Annotated in this window: 19 protein-coding genes and 1 tRNA gene; 15 read left to right on the plus strand and 5 right to left on the minus strand. The window is 69.7% G+C overall.

The annotated features are described in order from the left end of the window. Positions 1-559: 559 nt before the first annotated feature. Both ACLJPY_RS29625 and ACLJPY_RS29630 read right to left on the minus strand, forming a co-directional pair. Positions 560-1,408, minus strand: a complete 849-nt coding sequence (locus ACLJPY_RS29625) for a glycosyltransferase family 2 protein (protein ID WP_410593357.1) — start codon at positions 1,406-1,408, stop codon at positions 560-562. Further along, positions 1,405-2,229 carry a GntR family transcriptional regulator gene (locus ACLJPY_RS29630; protein ID WP_410593359.1) on the minus strand — a complete coding sequence of 275 codons (825 nt, stop codon included), beginning with the start codon at positions 2,227-2,229 and terminating at the stop codon, positions 1,405-1,407. Before ACLJPY_RS29630 ends, ACLJPY_RS29625 begins: the two co-directional genes overlap by 4 nt. Before the next feature lie 127 nt (positions 2,230-2,356). Here ACLJPY_RS29630 and ACLJPY_RS29635 point away from each other — a divergent pair, with 127 nt between their 5' ends. The 14 genes from ACLJPY_RS29635 to ACLJPY_RS29700 all read left to right on the plus strand — a co-directional run bounded on the left by ACLJPY_RS29635 (position 2,357) and on the right by ACLJPY_RS29700 (position 12,145). Then, positions 2,357-2,536, plus strand: coding sequence for a hypothetical protein (locus ACLJPY_RS29635; protein WP_410593361.1), 180 nt, complete (start codon positions 2,357-2,359; stop codon positions 2,534-2,536). 41 nt (positions 2,537-2,577) lie between these two features. Continuing rightward, positions 2,578-2,901, plus strand: a complete 324-nt coding sequence (locus ACLJPY_RS29640) for a hypothetical protein (RefSeq protein ID WP_410593362.1) — start codon at positions 2,578-2,580, stop codon at positions 2,899-2,901. 110 nt (positions 2,902-3,011) lie between these two features. Beyond that, entirely contained in the window at positions 3,012-3,275 is a 264-nt protein-coding gene (locus ACLJPY_RS29645; protein WP_410593363.1) for a hypothetical protein, read from the plus strand. Further along, positions 3,272-3,700 carry an RRQRL motif-containing zinc-binding protein gene (locus ACLJPY_RS29650; RefSeq protein ID WP_410593364.1) on the plus strand — a complete coding sequence of 143 codons (429 nt, stop codon included), beginning with the start codon at positions 3,272-3,274 and terminating at the stop codon, positions 3,698-3,700. The genes ACLJPY_RS29645 and ACLJPY_RS29650 overlap by 4 nt, the downstream gene beginning before the upstream one ends. 91 nt (positions 3,701-3,791) lie before the next feature. Beyond that, positions 3,792-4,037 (plus strand): hypothetical protein, encoded by a 246-nt coding sequence (locus ACLJPY_RS29655; protein WP_372671295.1) that lies wholly within the window; start codon positions 3,792-3,794, stop codon positions 4,035-4,037. After that, the gene (locus tag ACLJPY_RS29660; protein ID WP_410593365.1) at positions 4,034-4,327 is read left to right on the plus strand and encodes a hypothetical protein; all 294 of its coding nucleotides are present in this window, start codon (positions 4,034-4,036) and stop codon (positions 4,325-4,327) included. The genes ACLJPY_RS29655 and ACLJPY_RS29660 overlap by 4 nt, the downstream gene beginning before the upstream one ends. After that, positions 4,324-5,424: a hypothetical protein gene (locus ACLJPY_RS29665; protein ID WP_410593366.1), complete on the plus strand. Its 1,101-nt coding sequence runs from the start codon at positions 4,324-4,326 to the stop codon at positions 5,422-5,424. The genes ACLJPY_RS29660 and ACLJPY_RS29665 overlap by 4 nt, the downstream gene beginning before the upstream one ends. A 13-nt stretch (positions 5,425-5,437) precedes the next feature. After that, positions 5,438-7,627: a zonular occludens toxin domain-containing protein gene (locus ACLJPY_RS29670; RefSeq protein WP_410593368.1), complete on the plus strand. Its 2,190-nt coding sequence runs from the start codon at positions 5,438-5,440 to the stop codon at positions 7,625-7,627. 232 nt (positions 7,628-7,859) lie between these two features. Next, a complete protein-coding gene (locus ACLJPY_RS29675) occupies positions 7,860-8,033 on the plus strand; it encodes a hypothetical protein (protein ID WP_410593369.1) in 174 nt (57 codons plus the stop codon). Positions 8,034-8,038: 5 nt separating this feature from the next. Beyond that, positions 8,039-8,500: a hypothetical protein gene (locus ACLJPY_RS29680; protein WP_410593370.1), complete on the plus strand. Its 462-nt coding sequence runs from the start codon at positions 8,039-8,041 to the stop codon at positions 8,498-8,500. Further along, positions 8,497-9,432, plus strand: coding sequence for a bifunctional DNA primase/polymerase (locus tag ACLJPY_RS29685; protein ID WP_410593372.1), 936 nt, complete (start codon positions 8,497-8,499; stop codon positions 9,430-9,432). The genes ACLJPY_RS29680 and ACLJPY_RS29685 overlap by 4 nt, the downstream gene beginning before the upstream one ends. A gap of 30 nt (positions 9,433-9,462) precedes the next feature. Beyond that, positions 9,463-10,512 carry an AAA family ATPase gene (locus ACLJPY_RS29690; protein ID WP_410593374.1) on the plus strand — a complete coding sequence of 350 codons (1,050 nt, stop codon included), beginning with the start codon at positions 9,463-9,465 and terminating at the stop codon, positions 10,510-10,512. Positions 10,513-10,722: 210 nt separating this feature from the next. Next, a complete protein-coding gene (locus ACLJPY_RS29695) occupies positions 10,723-10,956 on the plus strand; it encodes a helix-turn-helix domain-containing protein (RefSeq protein ID WP_020664218.1) in 234 nt (77 codons plus the stop codon). After that, positions 10,940-12,145 carry a tyrosine-type recombinase/integrase gene (locus ACLJPY_RS29700; protein WP_410593376.1) on the plus strand — a complete coding sequence of 402 codons (1,206 nt, stop codon included), beginning with the start codon at positions 10,940-10,942 and terminating at the stop codon, positions 12,143-12,145. Before ACLJPY_RS29695 ends, ACLJPY_RS29700 begins: the two co-directional genes overlap by 17 nt. A gap of 71 nt (positions 12,146-12,216) precedes the next feature. On the opposite strand, the gene ACLJPY_RS29705 is transcribed toward ACLJPY_RS29700, so the two are convergent. Beyond that, positions 12,217-12,290: transfer RNA gene (locus ACLJPY_RS29705), tRNA-Thr, on the minus strand. A 133-nt stretch (positions 12,291-12,423) separates the two neighbouring features. Between ACLJPY_RS29705 and ACLJPY_RS29710 the strand changes: the two genes are divergently transcribed. Beyond that, positions 12,424-14,091 (plus strand): hypothetical protein, encoded by a 1,668-nt coding sequence (locus ACLJPY_RS29710; RefSeq protein ID WP_410593378.1) that lies wholly within the window; start codon positions 12,424-12,426, stop codon positions 14,089-14,091. A gap of 53 nt (positions 14,092-14,144) precedes the next feature. Here ACLJPY_RS29710 and ACLJPY_RS29715 read toward each other — a convergent pair whose 3' ends face one another. Both ACLJPY_RS29715 and ACLJPY_RS29720 read right to left on the minus strand, forming a co-directional pair. Continuing rightward, positions 14,145-15,350 (minus strand): DNA polymerase III subunit delta', encoded by a 1,206-nt coding sequence (locus ACLJPY_RS29715; protein ID WP_410593380.1) that lies wholly within the window; start codon positions 15,348-15,350, stop codon positions 14,145-14,147. Beyond that, the gene (locus ACLJPY_RS29720; RefSeq protein WP_410593382.1) at positions 15,347-17,467 is read right to left on the minus strand and encodes a bifunctional MFS transporter/dTMP kinase; all 2,121 of its coding nucleotides are present in this window, start codon (positions 17,465-17,467) and stop codon (positions 15,347-15,349) included. Before ACLJPY_RS29720 ends, ACLJPY_RS29715 begins: the two co-directional genes overlap by 4 nt. Positions 17,468-17,569 lie beyond the last annotated feature (102 nt).

Here is a 17,569-nt window from a genome sequence, read left to right on the forward strand (position 1 = left end):
GACCTATTCATTACGAGCGGAATTCGTCACTTTTTGACCTTGGTCGCGAGGCTCTGACCTGCACATCTACCGTCCCCGAACGTCCGTGTATGTCCGGGGTTAGTCACCCCTATTGTCACCCACTTAGTCTCCCACCACCGACTAAAAGAGGCTGGAACATCGTTAGGCGGAGCACGCCTCCACTTAGCGATGTTTCAGCCTCTTTTCGCTGCTCAGTGACTAGAGAGACATAGTAGTAGAGTGGGAAAAAAGCTGTCACCGAAGGTGTCACTCACCTGTCACACCTAAACCCGCAGGTCAGAGGGGGTGGAGTGACAGAGTGACAGGTGTGACAGTCTCGACACCCCCCGAGTGTCACTCGACTACGTTTCCCCGACGCGGCCGAGTCGTCGCCGACAGTCTCCCCTCTGAAAACGGGGCCTGAGAGCGCCTGCACCGACCACGCAGGTCCAACCACACCGGCGCACTCGCGTTCGCTTGTGTACGGCCCTCTCAGGCGGCTGAATTAGGCGCTTTCCGCCGCCTGAGACTGCCCGTACGCGACGAACCGCCACGCTCGCTACTCACGTCGCTCCGCCCCTGATTTCCACCACGCGCCGCCGATAGCGTCCTTTGCGGCAGGCTCTACGTGTACCGTCTTCGAGGACTCAAGCTGCGAAAGGTCACCTGTCGGAACAAGCCCCACTGCCCGAACTGCCTCGATCCGCTGAAGGGCAATGCGCCGTCCGTCACTGCTGCGCTCGCGCCAAGTCGCGCTCTTTGACGTCTGCCGCTCGTGGACGCGATAGAGCCACGTCACGGCGCTGTCGTTGTAGCCGTCGACGAGTTCAGACAGTCCCGCGAACATGATGATGTCGTCGTCTACCGGCGCACCACCCCACCCGCCAAGTGCGCGCACCAGCTCCGTGCGCAGGAACAGTCCGGCACAGTGGATCGGCCAGTTGCCCCCCTGCTCGATTGCCCACGTGTTGACCAGGCCTGCCGGAACGCGGCCAAAGTCGATCGCTGACTCGTAACCGCGTCGGGTGCCATCCGGCAACAGGTCGTCTGCCTGACCAACCGCCCAATGCACGTTGTATTCATCGAAATGCGGAAGAATGCGGGTCCACGCCCCAGGCAACAGCACATCATCGTGGTCCAGAACCTGCACAATATCGCCAGTGGCACGCGTCAGAGCAAGGTTGCGAGTCGCAGCAATACCAGTGTGCGCCCTGTTAGCCGCATAGCGGATATTCGGAAGGTGTTCCACCTTGCTCGCAAGCCCAGGCGTCTCGCCGTCCTCCTGAATGAGCCATTCAAATTCCCATCCATCGGGCACCTCCTGACTGAGAACGCTAGACACCGTCGCGTCGAAATACTCGGAGAGCGGCGCATATGCAGCAGTGATGATCGAGAGACGCTTCGTCATTCGCTTTCTTCCCATCGCTTGAGCGGCGTGTGAAAGGTGAGCATGGTTCGATCGGCCGGGTATTGCGCGTCGCTTACCTCAACAACTCGCTCGTTTGTGTCGATTGACACCCGACGCACCAAAAGCAGAGGTGTTCCAGCAACAAGGTTCCATTCCTCAATTTCGACGGTTGTCGGCATTGCGGCTGTCACATAATCGATGACGTGATCTACCTCGATGCCAACCGTGTAGAGCTGATGCATGGTGCCACCCGGCCAGGCAGCTTCTTTCAAGTCAGAAATCTTCGGATTTGCACTGACGACGTCGTTTAGCAACCACGAAATTGATTTCGCATCCAACGCCCCGGTTCGCTTGTCGCGATGAACGTACTCCCGCCGGAGGAGCGTTGTCCCTTCGGGCACTCGAAAGGCGTCGGCGAGGTCGATATCCGCCGGCACGATCGAGTATCTCGGCTCGAAGCTGAATTGGTCGAGAGCGTCACCGATGTCGTCCTCGGCGAGACCATGCCCGCGGCGCACGTCCTCAGGCTGACGCACGAGGTCCTTCTCTGCCTGGTGACGCTCCGAACTTCGCTCGATACGCCGCGGCTTGGGGCGGACCCGCGGAGCAACGCCCCGCCCGCCGACCACCAAACCCTGCTGCTTGAGCAGCGCGACGGCTGCACGAGCCGACGCCATCGAGGTGTCGTAGTCGCGCGTGATCTCGTGGAGCGTGGGCAAGGAGTCCCCAGCCCGCAGCTCGCCCTGCTCGATCTTGATCCGCAGGTCGTCGGCGATCCGGACCGAGATCGACTGCCGCGCCGGCGTCCGCTGTGTATCCATGACGCCATCGTAGGGCGTTTGCAGGTTTGCACACAAACCCCCTTGCGCTCGCCTTGATCGGCGCGCTAGTATCCTCCTCGTCAGCAAGTTTGCAGGCAAACCTGCAAACTGGTTAGAGGAGGTAGAGATGGCGCGCAAGCAGCAGGGTTTCCCGGTCCTGAAGACCGGTTCGGGGTTCGGTCGGAAGCTCTTCGGCCTGGTCGCGGTGGTCACGGTGCTGGTGTTCGTCGTGTCCTCGCCGCTGGAGGCGGCCGGCCACGTCAAGCACGTCGTGCACAGCCTGACCACGTTCTTCAGCTCGCTCTGACACGCCCACTGACCAGCACGTTTCTTCGAGAGGACTTCGCAATGGACACCAACGTCTACCGCCGCCGCATCGACGCCACCGTGTCGGCCGCCGACGAGTTCGCCGGCGAGGCGGTCTACCCGGACGGGCTGACCGAGACCGACATCGACGCGCTTCTTCAGAACGTCTACGGCGAGCTGGCCGCCGACGAGCACGCCGCGGAGCGCGCATTCCGGCACGACTTCAACGACCAGCGCCGGGTGAGCCGGGCGCGTCGCCGTGCCAGCCGCGAGCTGCTGCGGTCGAACTTCCTGATCGCCGGCGTGCAGGGCCAGGGCAAGAGCGCTGCGGCGCTGTCGCTGCTGCTGGACGACGAGGCCGCGTGATGGCGGCCCGCCTGCTGATCAGCCCCGACGCGGCGGCCCCTTCCTGGCAGAACGTGCCGACCGCGCCGGGTTCCACCGCCCAGTCACGAAACCGCACGGAGGAACCCCAGATGGTAGACACCACCGCCCCGGTCCGCGAGGTCGCTTTCAGCTACACCGCGGACGAGCTGAACCGCCTGATCTCCCGCGCGCTCTGCGGTCGCCTGCATGAGCTCGGCATGTCGCTGATGTCCAACGCCGCGTTCCTGCTGGCCAACGACACGGTGCCGGCCGCGGTCAAGCGGGACCGCGCCCGCGTCTACCTCGACGTCTCCGCGCAGCTGCGGCTGCTGGCCATCGATGAGCTGGACGGCATCGCTTGGGGTGCTCGGTGAACCCGCGCAACCGTCGCCAGGCGGTGATCACGGTGTTCGACGGCCGGACGCACCACGTGTGCCTGTGCCGCGGGGAGCGGGACGGGCTGCCGGTGTTCGGGTGGGGCGAGGCCCCCTCGACCCTGTTCACCCGCTCGCAGCTGCGGGAGGTCGGGTTGCGGCCGAACGGGCAGGACCCGTTGGCGCTGCTGGTGTTCCGCCACGTCAAGCCCTACGCCCGGGAGACCGTGGCGGAGCTGTTCTCGGTGGAGCTGGCCGCGGTCAAGCGCCCGCCGGTGCCGGGTCAGCTGGACCACGCGATGGAGGCCCGCCGCACCTGCGTGGACTGCGGACAGGTGCAGGAGTACTGCGTGCCGACCAGCACGCGGCAGTGCTGGGCCTGCTTCGAGGGTGAGCAGGCCGACCGGGTGGAGGTGGCCGCGTGAGCCAGAACGACTCCGGCGCGTGGCACGCGGAGCTGCAGCGCCCGCAGGAAGCCATCGACAAGGCCCGTCGCGAGGCGAAGGAGGCGTCGCGGTGAACACGTTCGAGGTGTTGCAGCGCCACGGAACCCTTGCGCTGATGCGGTTCGCCGGGACGGTGTGCCTGTTCCTGGTCCTGCACCTGCTGCGCATCCCGCTGGTCATCGCCGAACAGGTCCTCTCCGGCGTGTTGGTCCGGCTTGACCGGGCCGCCGCGGTGCAGGCGTCGCGGCCGCCGCGGCGGCCGGTCAACCAGTTCTTCCCCGCAGGTTTCCCGACCGGGCAGGAGGTGCCCCGATGAACGTGCAGCGTGAGCAGCGGACCCGGTTGCAGGTGGCGATCGAGTGGGCGGTGTGGCACTTCGGTGAGCTGGCCGGCGTGCTCGGGCCGCTGGTCCTGGCGCTGGTGTTCACCCCGTGGTTCGCCCTGGTGTCGGCCGTCGTGGCGGCCGGGTGGGCGGTGCACGAGGTGCGCGACCACCGCGAGCAGGCCCGGCTGCGCGCCGGCACCGACCGCAAGCAGCTGCCGGCGACCCCGGCCGCCACCGAGGACGAGACGACCAGCCATGAGAACCGGGAGGTCACCCGATGAGCTGGGCAGAGGAGCGCCGCGCCACCCGCGCGGCGGAGGCGGAGATCGAGCGGCAGAACGCGGACGCCGCAGTGGAGCGCAAGCTGCGGATGCAGAGCGCGGCGGCCGACCAGCGCCGCATCGACGCCACGGCCGCCGACAAGCGCGCCGACCAGCGCCGCAAGTCCCGGCAGGCCAAGCGGAAGGCCGCGTGGGACGCGCTCACGGAGTGGCTGTCGGCGAACCGGGTGCGGCTGCCGATCTACCTGCTCGCGCTGGTGTCGGCGGGCATGGCGGTCCCGGCGATGGCCGGCTACGGGATGGCCACCTACGGGGACGTGACCGGTGCGGCGCTGCCGGCCCTGTCGGAGCTGGGCATGTGGGCGTTCGCGTTCGCGGTGGAAGTCACCCGGCACCGCTACCCGGAGCGGCCGGTGTGGGCGTTGCAGCTGGGGGTGTGGCTGTTCGCCGGCGTCGGGTTCGGCCTGAACGTCGTGCACGGCCTGGGCCGCGGCTGGGACGCCGCGGTGGTGATGGGCATCGTGTCCGTCGCCGGCGTCATCGCTCACCAGCTCGCCGTGGCCTCGCCGCCGCGGTCGCCGGCGGAGCGGGCCGCCGCCCGGATCGAGCGCCAATCGCTGCGCAAGGTCGCCAAGGTCCGGGCCGCCGCGGTCCGCACGGCGGTCGCCGAAATCGACGCGACCGGCGCGGCGCGGCTGGTGTTCACCCCGGGCCGCTACACCCTCGACGGCCGTCGACTCGCCGCCGTGGTCGACCCGGACACCCACGCCGCGGACGTGCTCGACGAGGAGATCGCCGCGTTCTTCGCCGAGCAGGACCAGGCCCGGCGGGCCGATGACGGCCCGATCGTCGACGCCCCGGTGCTGACCCTCGATCCGCCCGCCGACCAGCCGAAATCGACCCGCAAGCCCCGCCCGCCGCGCGCACCGAAGACCCGGTCGATCGAGGACCTGCGCGCCGCGTTCACCGCCGCGATCGACAACCCCGACGTGGCGATCAACCCGAAGTCGGCGGAGTCGATCCGCAAGACGTTGCACTGCGCGCCCAAGTTCGCCCGCCAGCTGCGCGACGAGCACGCCAACCCCAACCGCAAGTGAGCCGGAGGACCCGATGAGCGACAACACCGAGCAGACCCCGGCCGCCGGCGAGCTGGCCACCGTCCACCACCTCCCGGTCAACCAGGAGCACGGCGAGGTGATCGAAGGCGAGATCGTCACCGACGAGGAGTACGTGCGACTCACGTCGCAGAAGGCGCGGGCGATCGCCCGCTACCGCGGCTACGGCCACGACGTGGTGACTGTGGCCCGCACCGCCCGCAACGTCGTCAAGCACGAGCGCACCAAGACCGCGTTCCGGCACGGCGTTGCCTACCCCGCGGCCGGGGTCAAGGTCGTGGTGACCCGGTGGCGCGACGCCCACGGCGCGAACCGCTACGAACGGATGATGCGCGCCGCGGAAGCGGCCGGCGACCACGACAAGCTCCTCGAATGGGAGGCCCGCGACGTCGCGGAGAAGCAGCGCCGTCACGACCGCACGATGGACTGGCTCCGCGCCCCGGGCCAGTGGATCAAGGCAGCGGTCATCGGTTCCGTTGGTGTCACAGGGTTTCTGCTGGTCTTGGGCATCATCCTGGCGATCAACGACGGCGAGATCGGCGAGATCCTTACGCCCATCACGTTCGTGTTCGACGCGGTGGCGTTCGTGGTGTGGTTCCTGACCACCTGGGGCGTGTTCCTGCTGGTCGCCGGCACCGTCGTGGGTGTCGGCTACCTCTACCGGCAGGGTCGCGACCACGGCGACGTGCCCGCGTGGCTCGCCCCGCCGGTCGACGGCGACACGATGGACGAGCTTCCCGACGAGAACACCATCCTGAACGCGCTGAAGAACCTGAACATCCCGGGCTTCAACCGCGCGGTCAAGGACGGGTGGCGGATCAAGTTCATCGACCCGCCGCACAAGGACGGCAAGGGATGGCGTGCGCAGGTGGCGCTGCCGCCGGCGTGCCCGGTCGAAGAGATCGTCAAGCGCAAGACCACCTTGGCCCACAACCTGGTCCGCTACCCGCGCGAGGTCTGGCCGACCGAACCGCAACCGTCCGTGTTGGACCTGTGGGTGGCCAAGCCCGGTGCTCTGTCCGGCCCGGTCGACCCGTGGCCGCTGCTGGCTGACCTGGACAACGCGACCGCGGACTACTTCGTCGGGGTTCCGGTCGGGGTGACGCTCAAGGGCGACGTGGTGCGCGGCCGGCTGTTCGAGGCGAACTACGCCCTGGGCGGCATGATGGGCTCGGGCAAGTCCACCTTGGCGATCAACCTGGTGTTGGGCGCGATGCTGGACCCGGTGGTGGACATCGACGTCGTGGTCATGGCCGAGAACACCGACTACGACCCGATGAAGCCGCGGTTGCGGACGCTCACCACCGGCGCCGGCGACGAGACCGTCGATGCGTGCCTGAACCTGCTCTACGAGCTGTACGACGACCTTTCCGTGCGCGGTAAGGCGCTCAAGGAGCACGCCACCGACCGCGCGGTGACCCGGGCACTGGCCGAAAAGGACGGACGACTCCGCCCGCGCGTCGTGGTCATCGACGAGTGCCAGAACCTTTTCATGGGCAAGAACGGCACGAAGGCGATCGAGGTCGCCTCGAAGCTGATGAGCACCGCACGCAAGTACGCCATCACGCTGATCTTCCTCACCCCGGAGCCGTCGAAGGACGCTCTCCCGCGCAAGATCACGTCGGTGGCCAGCAACAAGGCGTGCTTCGCCATCGGTGACCACATGGCCAATGACGCGGTTCTCGGGACCGGGTCCTACAAGGCGGGCATCTCCGCGGTGGGCCTCATGCCGAAGACGGACGAGGGTCCCGGCGACGTCGGCACCTGCATGGCGCGCGGCTTCACCGCCAAGCCCGGCCTGCTCCGGTCGTTCTACGTCTCGCCCAAGGACGCGCACAAGGTCACCAAGCGCGCGATGGCGCTGCGCGAGCAGACGGCGCTGCCGGCCGGTCCGGACGCGCCGGCCCCGGCCGGACCGGTCGATCACCTCGCGAACATCGCCGGCGTGCTTGGCACCGAAGCGCGGATGCGGACGCAGAAGGTGTTGCAGGGCCTGATCGAACGCGACCGCGGCACCTACGAAGAGTGGACCTTCGCCGACCTCGCCGACGCGTTGCCGGAGTCGGCGAAGCCGTACAAGACCGGCGGGCACATGCAGGTCTCCGCCGCCCGCGTCCGCGACGCTATCGCGGAGCGTGACGAAGACGGCGAGTTCGACCTCGACGAGACCGAGGGAACCGAGTAAGGGAGGCCGCGAGATCCGGGGAGTTCTCCCTCACTGCCTCCCCGGACTCGCCTCCCTCACCTGACCAGCACCGACCCTCACCGGGGAGGCGAGGGAGCTACCTCCGCAAACTCCCTGATCACGGCCCGAAACCCCACCTGAACATCCCCTGACGCGGGTCCCTCCCCGGGCACCGCGCCGGCCGACCCTACCCAAAAACAGGCACACACAGTCACCGACGACGGGAGACGTGATGAGCAGCAAACCGCTCGTGCACCGCGGCCGCAGGTCGTGGTGGTCCGGCCGGATCACCACCCTGTGCGGGCTCGTGCTGGAGCCCGGCGAGGCCCGCGCGCCCTGGTTCTGGATCTTCACCGCCAAGTGCCCCGGCTGCGAAGCCGTCCACCAGCTCACGAAAGGCAACTGACCACGATGGACACCCGCGAGTTTGACCTGTACTCGATCCTCGCCGTCACGCACCGCCTGCCGTCCGGCGCTTTGCAGTTCCGCACGATCCTCGCCCACATCACCCGCCGCGAGCTGGCCGCGATGCCCGGCGCGGGCGTCTCGGCTCTGACGGTCGGCGCGGAGTGCCGGGCGTGGCTGCTCAAGCAGCACCCGCAGCTGCGCGAGATCCCGTTCCCGCCGGACTTCGACGGCGACGAGGCCGCGATGGACGCATGGGCGGATGAACAGGCCGCGCGGCTGGGCGTCGACCGGCTTCCCGTCTCGCCGCTGCCCGAGGGCACCGAGCTGCGCACGTCGCTGGGTGACCTGCTCGACGTCATCGCCCGCGCCCGCGACGGGCTCGACGACGTCGCGGTCATCGACCCGGGCGCGCCGGACTTCGGACTCGCCACCCCCGACCAGGACCACCCGCAGGAGGACCGATGAGCACGACCACAGTGGACGCCGCACTCGACGCGGCCGGCCGCGGCTGGCACGTCTTCCCGCTCCGCCCGCGGGACAAGCGCCCCGCCGGCCACGGCGAGGACGCCTGCCCCGGCACCGGACGGTGCGCCGGCGGACACCGCACCTGGGAGCAGCGCGCCACCACCGACCCGGACAAGATCCGCGCCGCGTGGACCCACGCCCCGTACGGCATCGGGGTAGCGGCCGGCCCGTCCGGGCTGTGCGTGCTCGACCTGGACACCGCCAAGCCCGGCGAAACCGTGCCGGAGCGGTGGGCCGCGGCCGGCGCGCGGTGTGGGGAAGACGTGCTCGCCGTGCTCGCCGACGAGGCCGGGCAGGAGCTGCCCGGCGACACCCTCACCGTCCGGACGCCGTCCGGCGGACTGCACCTGTACTACCGCGTCCCGGCCGGCGTGGCGCTGCGCAACACCAGCGGCGAGCGCGGGCAGGGGCTCGGGTGGAAGGTCGACACCCGCGCGTGGGGCGGCTACGTCGTCGGCCCCGGCACGGTCACCGACGCCGGCCGGTACGCCTACGTGTGGGACGGCGAGGTAGCGGAGCTGCCCGCCTGGCTGGTCGACCGGCTCACCCCCGCACCACTGCCGGCCGCGCCGGTGGTGCCGATCCGGCCGGCCGGTAGCCGGCGCTCGCGCTACCTGGACGTCGCGGTCCGGGCGGAGGCCGGGAAGGTCGCCGACGCCAAGGACAACCGCAACGCCACCCTCTACGCCGCCGCGGTCGCGCTCGGGCAGCTGGTGGCCGGCGGCGCGCTCACCGAAGACGAGGTGCGCGCGGCGCTGCGGACCGCGGCCGGCCGCCACATCGGGACGCGGCACTTCACCGCCCGCGAGGCCGACAACACGATCACGTCCGGTCTGCGCGCCGGCCGCAACCGTCCCCGCCGGATCGCCTAACCACCCGCACCAATCTCGGAGGTCCGAACCATGACCACGCCCCGGCCGCTGGCCGCCGTGCCGACACTGCCCGCCCGCCGCACCCGCTGGACGGACGCGGAGCTGATGCGAGAGGAGTTCCCACCGCCGAAGTGGGCCGTCCCCGGTCTGCTCGCGGAAGGGCTGAACCTGCTGGCCGGCGCGCCGAAGCTGGGCAAGTCGTGGCTCTCGCTCGGGCTCGGGGCCGACATCGCTAACGGCGACCAGGTGTTGGGCTCGATCGAGGTGGAGCGCGGCCCGGTCTTCTACTGCGCGTTGGAGGACACGGGTCGGCGGTTGCAGCGCCGGCGGCGGCAGATGCTCGCCGCCGGCGGCCGGGCCGCGCCGCTGCTCACCCTCGAAACCGCCTGCCCCACCATGACCGCCGGCGGTGACGCCGTGCTGGTCGAGTGGCTGGAGGACAACCCGCACGCCCGGCTGGTCATCATCGACACCTACGAGAAGATGCGCGGCTCCGACGCCTCGGGCATGTCCGCCTACGCCGGCGACTACGCCGCGGCTGGCCGGTTCAAGCAGCTGGCTGACCACTACAGCGTCCCGTTCCTGCTGATTCACCACGTCCGCAAGCAGGGCGCGGAGGACTGGCAGAACCTCGTCTCCGGCACGAACGGCCTCACCGGTGCCGTGGACGCGACGCTCGTTCTCGAGCGCGGCCGTGGGCAGGCGGACGGGGTGCTGCACGTGACCGGCCGCGACGTCGAAGAGGCCGACTACGCGATGACGTTCGACGCCACCGCCGGCCGGTGGACCAAGCTCGACGGCCCGGCCGCCGATCACCTCGTCGGCGACACCCGCGCGCAGATCCTGCGGGTTCTGCGCGACCACGGGCCGCTCACGCCCAAGGCGATCGCCGCCGCGCTTGAGGCCAAGCCGGAAACCATCCGCCAGACCTGCAAGCGCATGGGCGACGCCGGCCAGCTCGCCCGCACGGTGGACGGCATCTACAGCGCGCCGGGGGCGAGTGACAGCGGTACCGCACCCACCCTGTCACACCTGTCACCGCTGTCACTCCAGGCCGCTGACCAGGCCAAATCGGAGTGACACCCCGAGTGACAGCTTCTCCGGCTGTCACACCGCCGGCGTGGGAGTGACACCCGCGACCACCCCACCTCTGTCACACCTGTCACTCCGTCACTCCACCACCTCTGACCAGGCCAAACGGGAGTGACAGCCCGAGTGACACCTACCGAGAGGAGCACCCGTGTTCATCGCCTCCACCGACCTGCAGCACGACCCGAGGGGACACACCCGATGGACACCGCCATCACGCCGGCCGCGGTTCCTGCGCGGCACCTGTACACGGTCGAAGAGGCCAAGCGCCTGCTTTCCATGAGCCGTTCGGTGATCTACGAGCAATTGCGCGCCGGTCGCCTCGGGTCCGTGAAGCAGGGCCGGGCACGGCTCATTCCAGCGAAAGCCATTCAGCAGTACGTGGATCTTCTCATCAGCGAAGCGGAGGTGACCGGCTATGGCCACGCGGCGTAGTCGTGGGGACGGCGGACTCTACTGGGACGAGTCGCGCCAGCGCTGGACGGCGGAGGTCACCGTTGGGTTCCGGCCGAACGGTAAGCGCATCGTGCGGAAAGCACGCGGAAAGACGAAGACGGAAGCCAAAGCCAAGCTCAAGGAACTGCTCGACGACATCGAGAAGGGTGCCGTAAACGCGTCGGCCGGGTACTCGGTCGAGCAGGCGCTTGACGACTGGTTGAAGCGCTACGCACAGGGCCAGCGAGACCCGAACACGGTCAAGGCAGTCCGCTCGCTGGTCAACAACCACATCGTGCCGTCGCTGGGCGCGCGTCCGCTGGTGAAGCTCGAAGTCGACGACGTAGAAGACTGGCTCGCGGAAAAGGCGGAAGTGCTGGTGACGTCGACCGTGCGGAACCTCCGGTCGATCCTCCGGCGAGCGATCAACCGCGCGCAGGTGGGGAAGCGCGTCAAGCACAACGTGGTGTTGCTGTGCGATGAGCTACCGGCCGGAAAGGGGGCCGGGCGTCCGTCGAAAGCGCTCACGCTCAAGCAGGCGGAAGCGGTGCTCACGGCGGCAGAGGAATCTCCGATGCGGGCCTACATCGTGGTGTCGCTGCTGACCGGCGCACGGACCGAGGAAATGCGCCCGCTCACGTGGGATCACGTCGACCTGGTCGGCAAGCCGGACGCGACGCCGGCGATTCCGCCGAACATCAAGGTGTGGCGTTCCGTCCGCGCCAAGGGCGAGACGAAGACCCGAAAGTCCCGCCGCACGCTGGCACTGCCTGAGCGCGCCGTGAGGGCGCTGGAGGACCACCGGGTGGCCCAGAAGGCGGTGAAGGTGGTCGCGGGCGACGACTGGCGAGAACACGGACTTGTCTTCGCGACGAACGTCGGCACCGAGCGGGACGTCAACAACGTCCGGCGGGACTTCCGTCGCGTGGTCAAGGCGGCCGGGCTCAACCCGATGCAGTGGACGCCGCGCGAGCTGCGCCACAGCTTCGTCTCGATCCTCTCGGACGGCGGTATGCCGATCGAGGAGATCTCGCGGTTGGTCGGGCACAGCAGCACGGCCGTGACGGAGCTGGTCTACCGGAAGCAGATCCGCCCGGTGGTCGAGTCGGGCGCGATCGCGATGGACCAGCTTTTCCCCGTGACGGGTGAACCGGCGGAGCTTTCTCCACCCACGGACCAGGCGTCTTAGTCACCCACTTAGTCACCCACCAGACGAGTCAGGCCCCATCCGATGATCTTCGGATGAGGCCTGACCTGCGGAGCCGCCTGGGGGAATCGAACCCCCGACCTATTCATTACGAGTGAATCGCTCTGGCCGACTGAGCTAAGGCGGCGTGTCGTCTCGCTTGCGCTCGCGACGGTACCAAGTCTAGCGGACGCTGTGCGCGTCACTTTCCGGGGGGACCGTCGTTAGGGCCCTATGACGCCGGTGTCATGCCGGCCGACCCACTATGGAGGCTCTGGCACATGCGGCGAAGACTGGCCCGCTCGGCGGCCCTGCCCGCGGCTGCGGCGTTGCTCCTGCTCAGCGCGGCGCCGGCGACTGCCGATACGACCTATCCGACCACGCCGATCCCGCAGCCGGCGCATCCCGGGCAGGCGCCGATCTCCGCGCCGAACGGGCCGCAGCCGCTGGGACAGGCCGTCGGGGATGCCGGGACCGCGCTGGGGATCATCCGTCTGCTGCCGAACGCCGTGCCGACGAACACGATCCTGCCGGGGTTCGGGCAGACGCTGCCGAAGCAGTCGGCGCTCGAGGCCGGGATGGGTCTGTCGAGCGCGTCGGCGAACTCCGACGCCTACCTGAACTACGAGAAGGCCATTGCGCAGGCGTCGCCGTTCGGGCTGTCCGTCGGCGGGAACGCGCCGCAGACGCCCGGCAGCGTCGTGCAGACCGCGTTGCCGGACAACCCGCAGCCGGTCAGCGGTGGGCTCAACGCGCCGTCGAACCCGCTTCTCAACATCAGTGGGCTCACCGGCAGCGCGCACGCTCGCTGGAGCGACACGCTCGGTCCGTGCGTCGACACGATCGCCGACGCCAGCACGGCGTTGGCGAGCCTGTCGCTGCTGAACGTCATCCCGTCGATGCCGAACCTCAAGCTGGACGCGCTCAAGCCGAAGCTCGACCCGAGCTCGCTGGCCAGCGGGTTCGACCTCACCCAGGGCCTGCAGAGCCTCGGCGGCCTGCTGCAGGGCGGCGGGCAGACGGCGCAGAACGGCAGCGGTTCGCTGCTGAGCCTGCCGAACACGCTGTCGTCGCGGTCGCAGGTGAAGCTCGTCGATATCCCCGGCTCGAAAAACAAGGCCGTGCAGTCGACGTCGACGCTGCAGGCCGCGGACATCGAAATCCTCAAGGACACGCCGCTGGCCCTCAGCATCAAGGTCGTCAGCCAACCGACCCTGAGGGTGACCTCCACCGGCGACGCGAAAACGTCCAAGGTGGAGTACACCGCGCCGGTGCTGACCATCGCTGCGAACGGCAAGACGCTGTACACGCTCGATGCTGCGAACCCGACCAAGGACATCCCGATCGGGCTGCCGCTGAAGCCGCTGAGCGACCAGTTCGGCACCCTGAAGGACCTGCCGGTGGTCGGCGGTCTGCTGGCCCCGCTCACCGGGCCGCTGCAGCAGGTCGGCGACACTACGGGGAAGGTCCTCGACCTCGGGGTGCTGCGGCTGAGCATCGCCGGGCTCGACCAGAAGTCGGCGAACATGACCACACCGTTCGCCGGTTACCAGCTGGGCGCGTCGGCGCGGATGTTCGACCTGCAGCTGCTGCCGACGACCAAGCTCAAGAGCCTGCTGCCGGACGACCAGGCGAAGAACCTGCCCTCGTCGCTGGCCCAGCTGTCGCTCGGCGAGCAGATCGCCCGCGCGTACGCGCCGACCGGCGGCGTGGTCTGCGGGACGACGTCGACGCCGCCGCCCGCCGGTGGCGAGGCGCCTAAGGGCCCGGTGAAGAACCTGGCCTACACCGGTGGCGCGTACGACACCGTGCCGCTGTTCTGGACGGGGACAGCGATGCTCCTGCTCGGCGTGGTCATGGTGGCCGCGATGCCGGGCGGGCGGCGGCGTCCGCTGGCCGTGGCCGTCGCGGAGAAGCCGTTCAAGCCCTCACCTCGTCCGCGCGAGTGACCCGAGGGGTGTGAAGGAGCCCGCCAGGTGCGCCTGGCGGGTTCCTTCGCGTTTCAGCCCTGGCGCAGGGTCGTGACCATCGCTTCGACGGCGATGCGCGGCTTCACGTTCAGCTCGATCGCCTCGCGGCACTCCAGCACCGCTTCGAGCCGCCGCAGCGTCGACTCCATGGTCCACGACGCCGCCGCCTCGCGGATCTGGTCGGCGTGGTCGGGGTGGTTGAGCGTCGCGCCGGAGCGGGTCGCCGTCACCAGGACGTCGCGGTAGAAGCCGGCGAGGTCGACCAGCGCCAGGTCCAGCGTGTCGCGCTGGGTGCGGGTCGCGCGGGACTTCTGCTTCTTCTCGAGCTGCTTGACCGCGGCCTCGGCGGCCCGCTTGGCGCCGGCGACGCCCTTGCCGACGCCGTCACCGCCCATCGCCGTCCGCAGCTCGTTGCGTTCGTCTTCGTCGCGGGCCTTGCTGGCCTCGCCCGCGTCCGCCTCGGCCGCGCTGATCAGCTGGTCGGCGCAGGTGAAGACGTCGCTCATCCGGCGGAGGCCGAGCGGGATCCGCAGCACGGTGGCCCGGCGCTGCCGCGCGGCCTCGTCGGTGGCGAGCCGGCGCGCGCGGCCGACGTGGCCACCGCACACCGAAGCGGCCCACTGCGCGCGTTCGGCGTCGACGTGGTCCCGGCGCACCAGCACGTCGGCGATCGCCTCCGGCGGTGGCGTCCGCAGCATCACCAGGCGGCAGCGCGACCGGATGGTCACCGAGACGTCCTCGGGGTGGTCCGACGGCGCGCAGAGCAGGAACACCGTGCGGTCCGGCGGCTCCTCGACGGCCTTCAGCAGGGCGTTCGACGCGCCTTCGGTGAGCCTGTCGGCGTCCTCGATGATCACAACCTGCCAGCTGCCGGTCGTCGGGCGGCGCGCGGCGGCCTGGACCAGCGCGCGCATCTCGGCGACCGAGATCGACAGGCCTTCCGGCACGACGAGCCGGACGTCGGCGTGCGTGCCCGCCATCGTCGTGTGGCAGCCGGGGCAGGCGTCGCAGCCGGTGCCGGTGCTGCACTGCAGGGCGGCGGCGAACGTCCGGGCGGCCACCGAGCGGCCGGAGCCGGGCGGGCCGGTGAGCAGCCAGGCGTGCGTCATCGCGCCGGGCGGGGCCGGCTCGCCGGCGACGATCTTGGCCGCGGCGGACGCGGCCGCGCTCAGCGTTTCGACCGCGGGTTCCTGGCCGACCAGCTGGTTCCAGACGCCGATGCGTTCGGTCGTCGTCACTTCGCCTCCACGCGAGGCTCTTCCGGGGTCTCGATGGTTTCCACGGGCAGCGTGTCCAGCGGGAGCGTCACCGGCTTCTCCGACGTCGGCGCCAGCGCGGCCAGCCGTCCGACGAACACGGCGCGCAGCGCGGTGCGGATGCGCTCGGCGACCTCGGTGTCCGTGCCGTCGGCGTCGATCACGACGTAGCGGTCCGGGTCGGCCGCGGCCATCTCGGTGAGCAGGTGCTGAACGCGCCACTGGTCGTTCAACGCGGCCGACTTGTCGCGCGGGGCCCCGTTCGGGGCCGCGTCCAGCAGGATGGTCAGGTCCGGGCGCAGGCGGCCGGTCGCCCAGTCGGCGAGGCCTTCCAGCTCGTCGCTGTCGAGCCCGGCGACGGCGGACAGGTGCGCCAGCGGCGAGTCGACGAACCGCTCCATCACGACCACCGAACCGGCGTCGAGCGCCGGCTGGACGTGCCGCTCGACGATGTCGGCCCGCACCGCGGCGGCGGCCAGCGCCTGCGCCCGCGCGCCGGTGAGCGAGGCGCCGGAGACGAGCGCGGTGAGCCGCTGGTCGTCGAGCGCCGGATCCGCGGCCACGACGACCGGCCGGGTGCCGCCGCGCAGCCAGTCGGCGAGGTTGACGGCCTGGATGGCGGTGTTGATCGCGGTGGTGCCTTCGACGGCGATGAGGTAGCCGTTGACCCGCCGGGGCGTGAGGCGCAGCGCGTTGCGCAGGTCGGCGAGGATCGGCTCGGTGCGCTTGTCGTCCATCTGCCGGTAGGCGAACAGGCCGGCGACCAGCGCGATCGCGGCGCCGCCGAGCATCACCGGGCGCGTGCCGTCGATGGTGAGCTCGCTGCCCCAGACGGTGACGTTGCGCTGGTGCACCAGGCCGACCAGCAGCGGCACGGTCACGGTGGTGCCGAACAGCACCAGCTTCATCATCAGCTGGTAGATCGCGTTGATCCGGCCGCGGATGGCGTCCTCGACCCGCGAGCCGATGATCGTGACGCCGGTGAGGAACGCCGTCCCCGCCCAGATGCCGACGAAGAACACCGCGACCAGGGAGAACGCCAGGTGCGGCGACAGGGCCACCACCAGCAGCGAAAGCGCGGCGGCGACGATGGAGATGCCGAACAGGCGGTCGTGCGCGAGCCGCCGGGCGAGCTTCGGGGCGGTGGCCATGCCGGTGGCCAGGCCGAGGAAGACGGCCAGCACCAGCAGGTTGAACGCCGAGTCACCGGCGCCCAGGCTCGAGGAGTACGGCTTGGCCGAGCCGATCACCGCGCCGCCGGCCGCGAACGCGCCGAACGCGCCGACGAGCAGGCCCCGCACGAGCGGCGTGCTGCGGATGAACCGGAAGCCGTCGGCGATCATCTGGCCGATGCCGAACTTCTCCTCGTCGGCCGGCTTGACCTTCTGGTCCGGCAGCGCGTGGACGTTGCGCAGCGAGAGCTCGGGGATCCGCGTGGCGATGAGGATCGCGCTGGCCAGGTAGAGCAGGCCGGTGATGATGACGACCAGCTTCGCGATGTTGAGGCTCGGGTCACCGGGGAAGAGGTGGAAGGTCGTGTTGACGCCGGTGATGACCGCGTTCGCGCCGGCCGCGGTGATGACGGCGAGGCCGTAGGTCATCACCATGCCCAGCTGGTTGGCCGTTTCGACCTGGTCGGGACGGCGGAGCAGGTTCGGGACCGCCGCCTCTTTCGAGGGGATCCACATGCTCGACGCGCTGCCGACGAGGAAGTTGCCGGCGAGCAGCCACCAGGGCGCGCTGACGATGGCGATGGACAGCAGGAACCCGCACCGCAGCAGGTCGGCGACGACCATGACCTTGCGGCGGTCGAACCGGTCCGCGAGCAGCCCGCCGACCGGGGCGAACAGCAGCCCCGGGGCCAGGCCGGTCAGGACCACGCCGACGAAGGCGAAGTTCTGCGCGAAGTAGTTGTCCGTGAGCTTCGTGGCCAGGCCGGTGAGGGCCAGGATGTTCAGCCAGTCGGCCACGCTGCACAGGTACGTGACGCCCCAGAGGCGCCGGAACGGTTTGATCGCCAGTACCCGCCGGACCCGGTTGATCGTGGACGCCTCGGCGCCCGACGACGCACCCGGGCCGGCCCCGGGTACCGATCGCACGCCCTCGCTGATAAGCCCACCCCACTAGTCACCGCGGTGCCGGACGCCGTCGTGAGCGAGCCCGACCGTGAAGTCAGGGTAGCCCGATCGGCGTCTGGCGCG

Origin of the sequence: Amycolatopsis sp. lyj-23, from assembly GCF_046549135.1 — a bacterium.
Lineage (GTDB): Bacteria > Actinomycetota > Actinomycetes > Mycobacteriales > Pseudonocardiaceae > Amycolatopsis.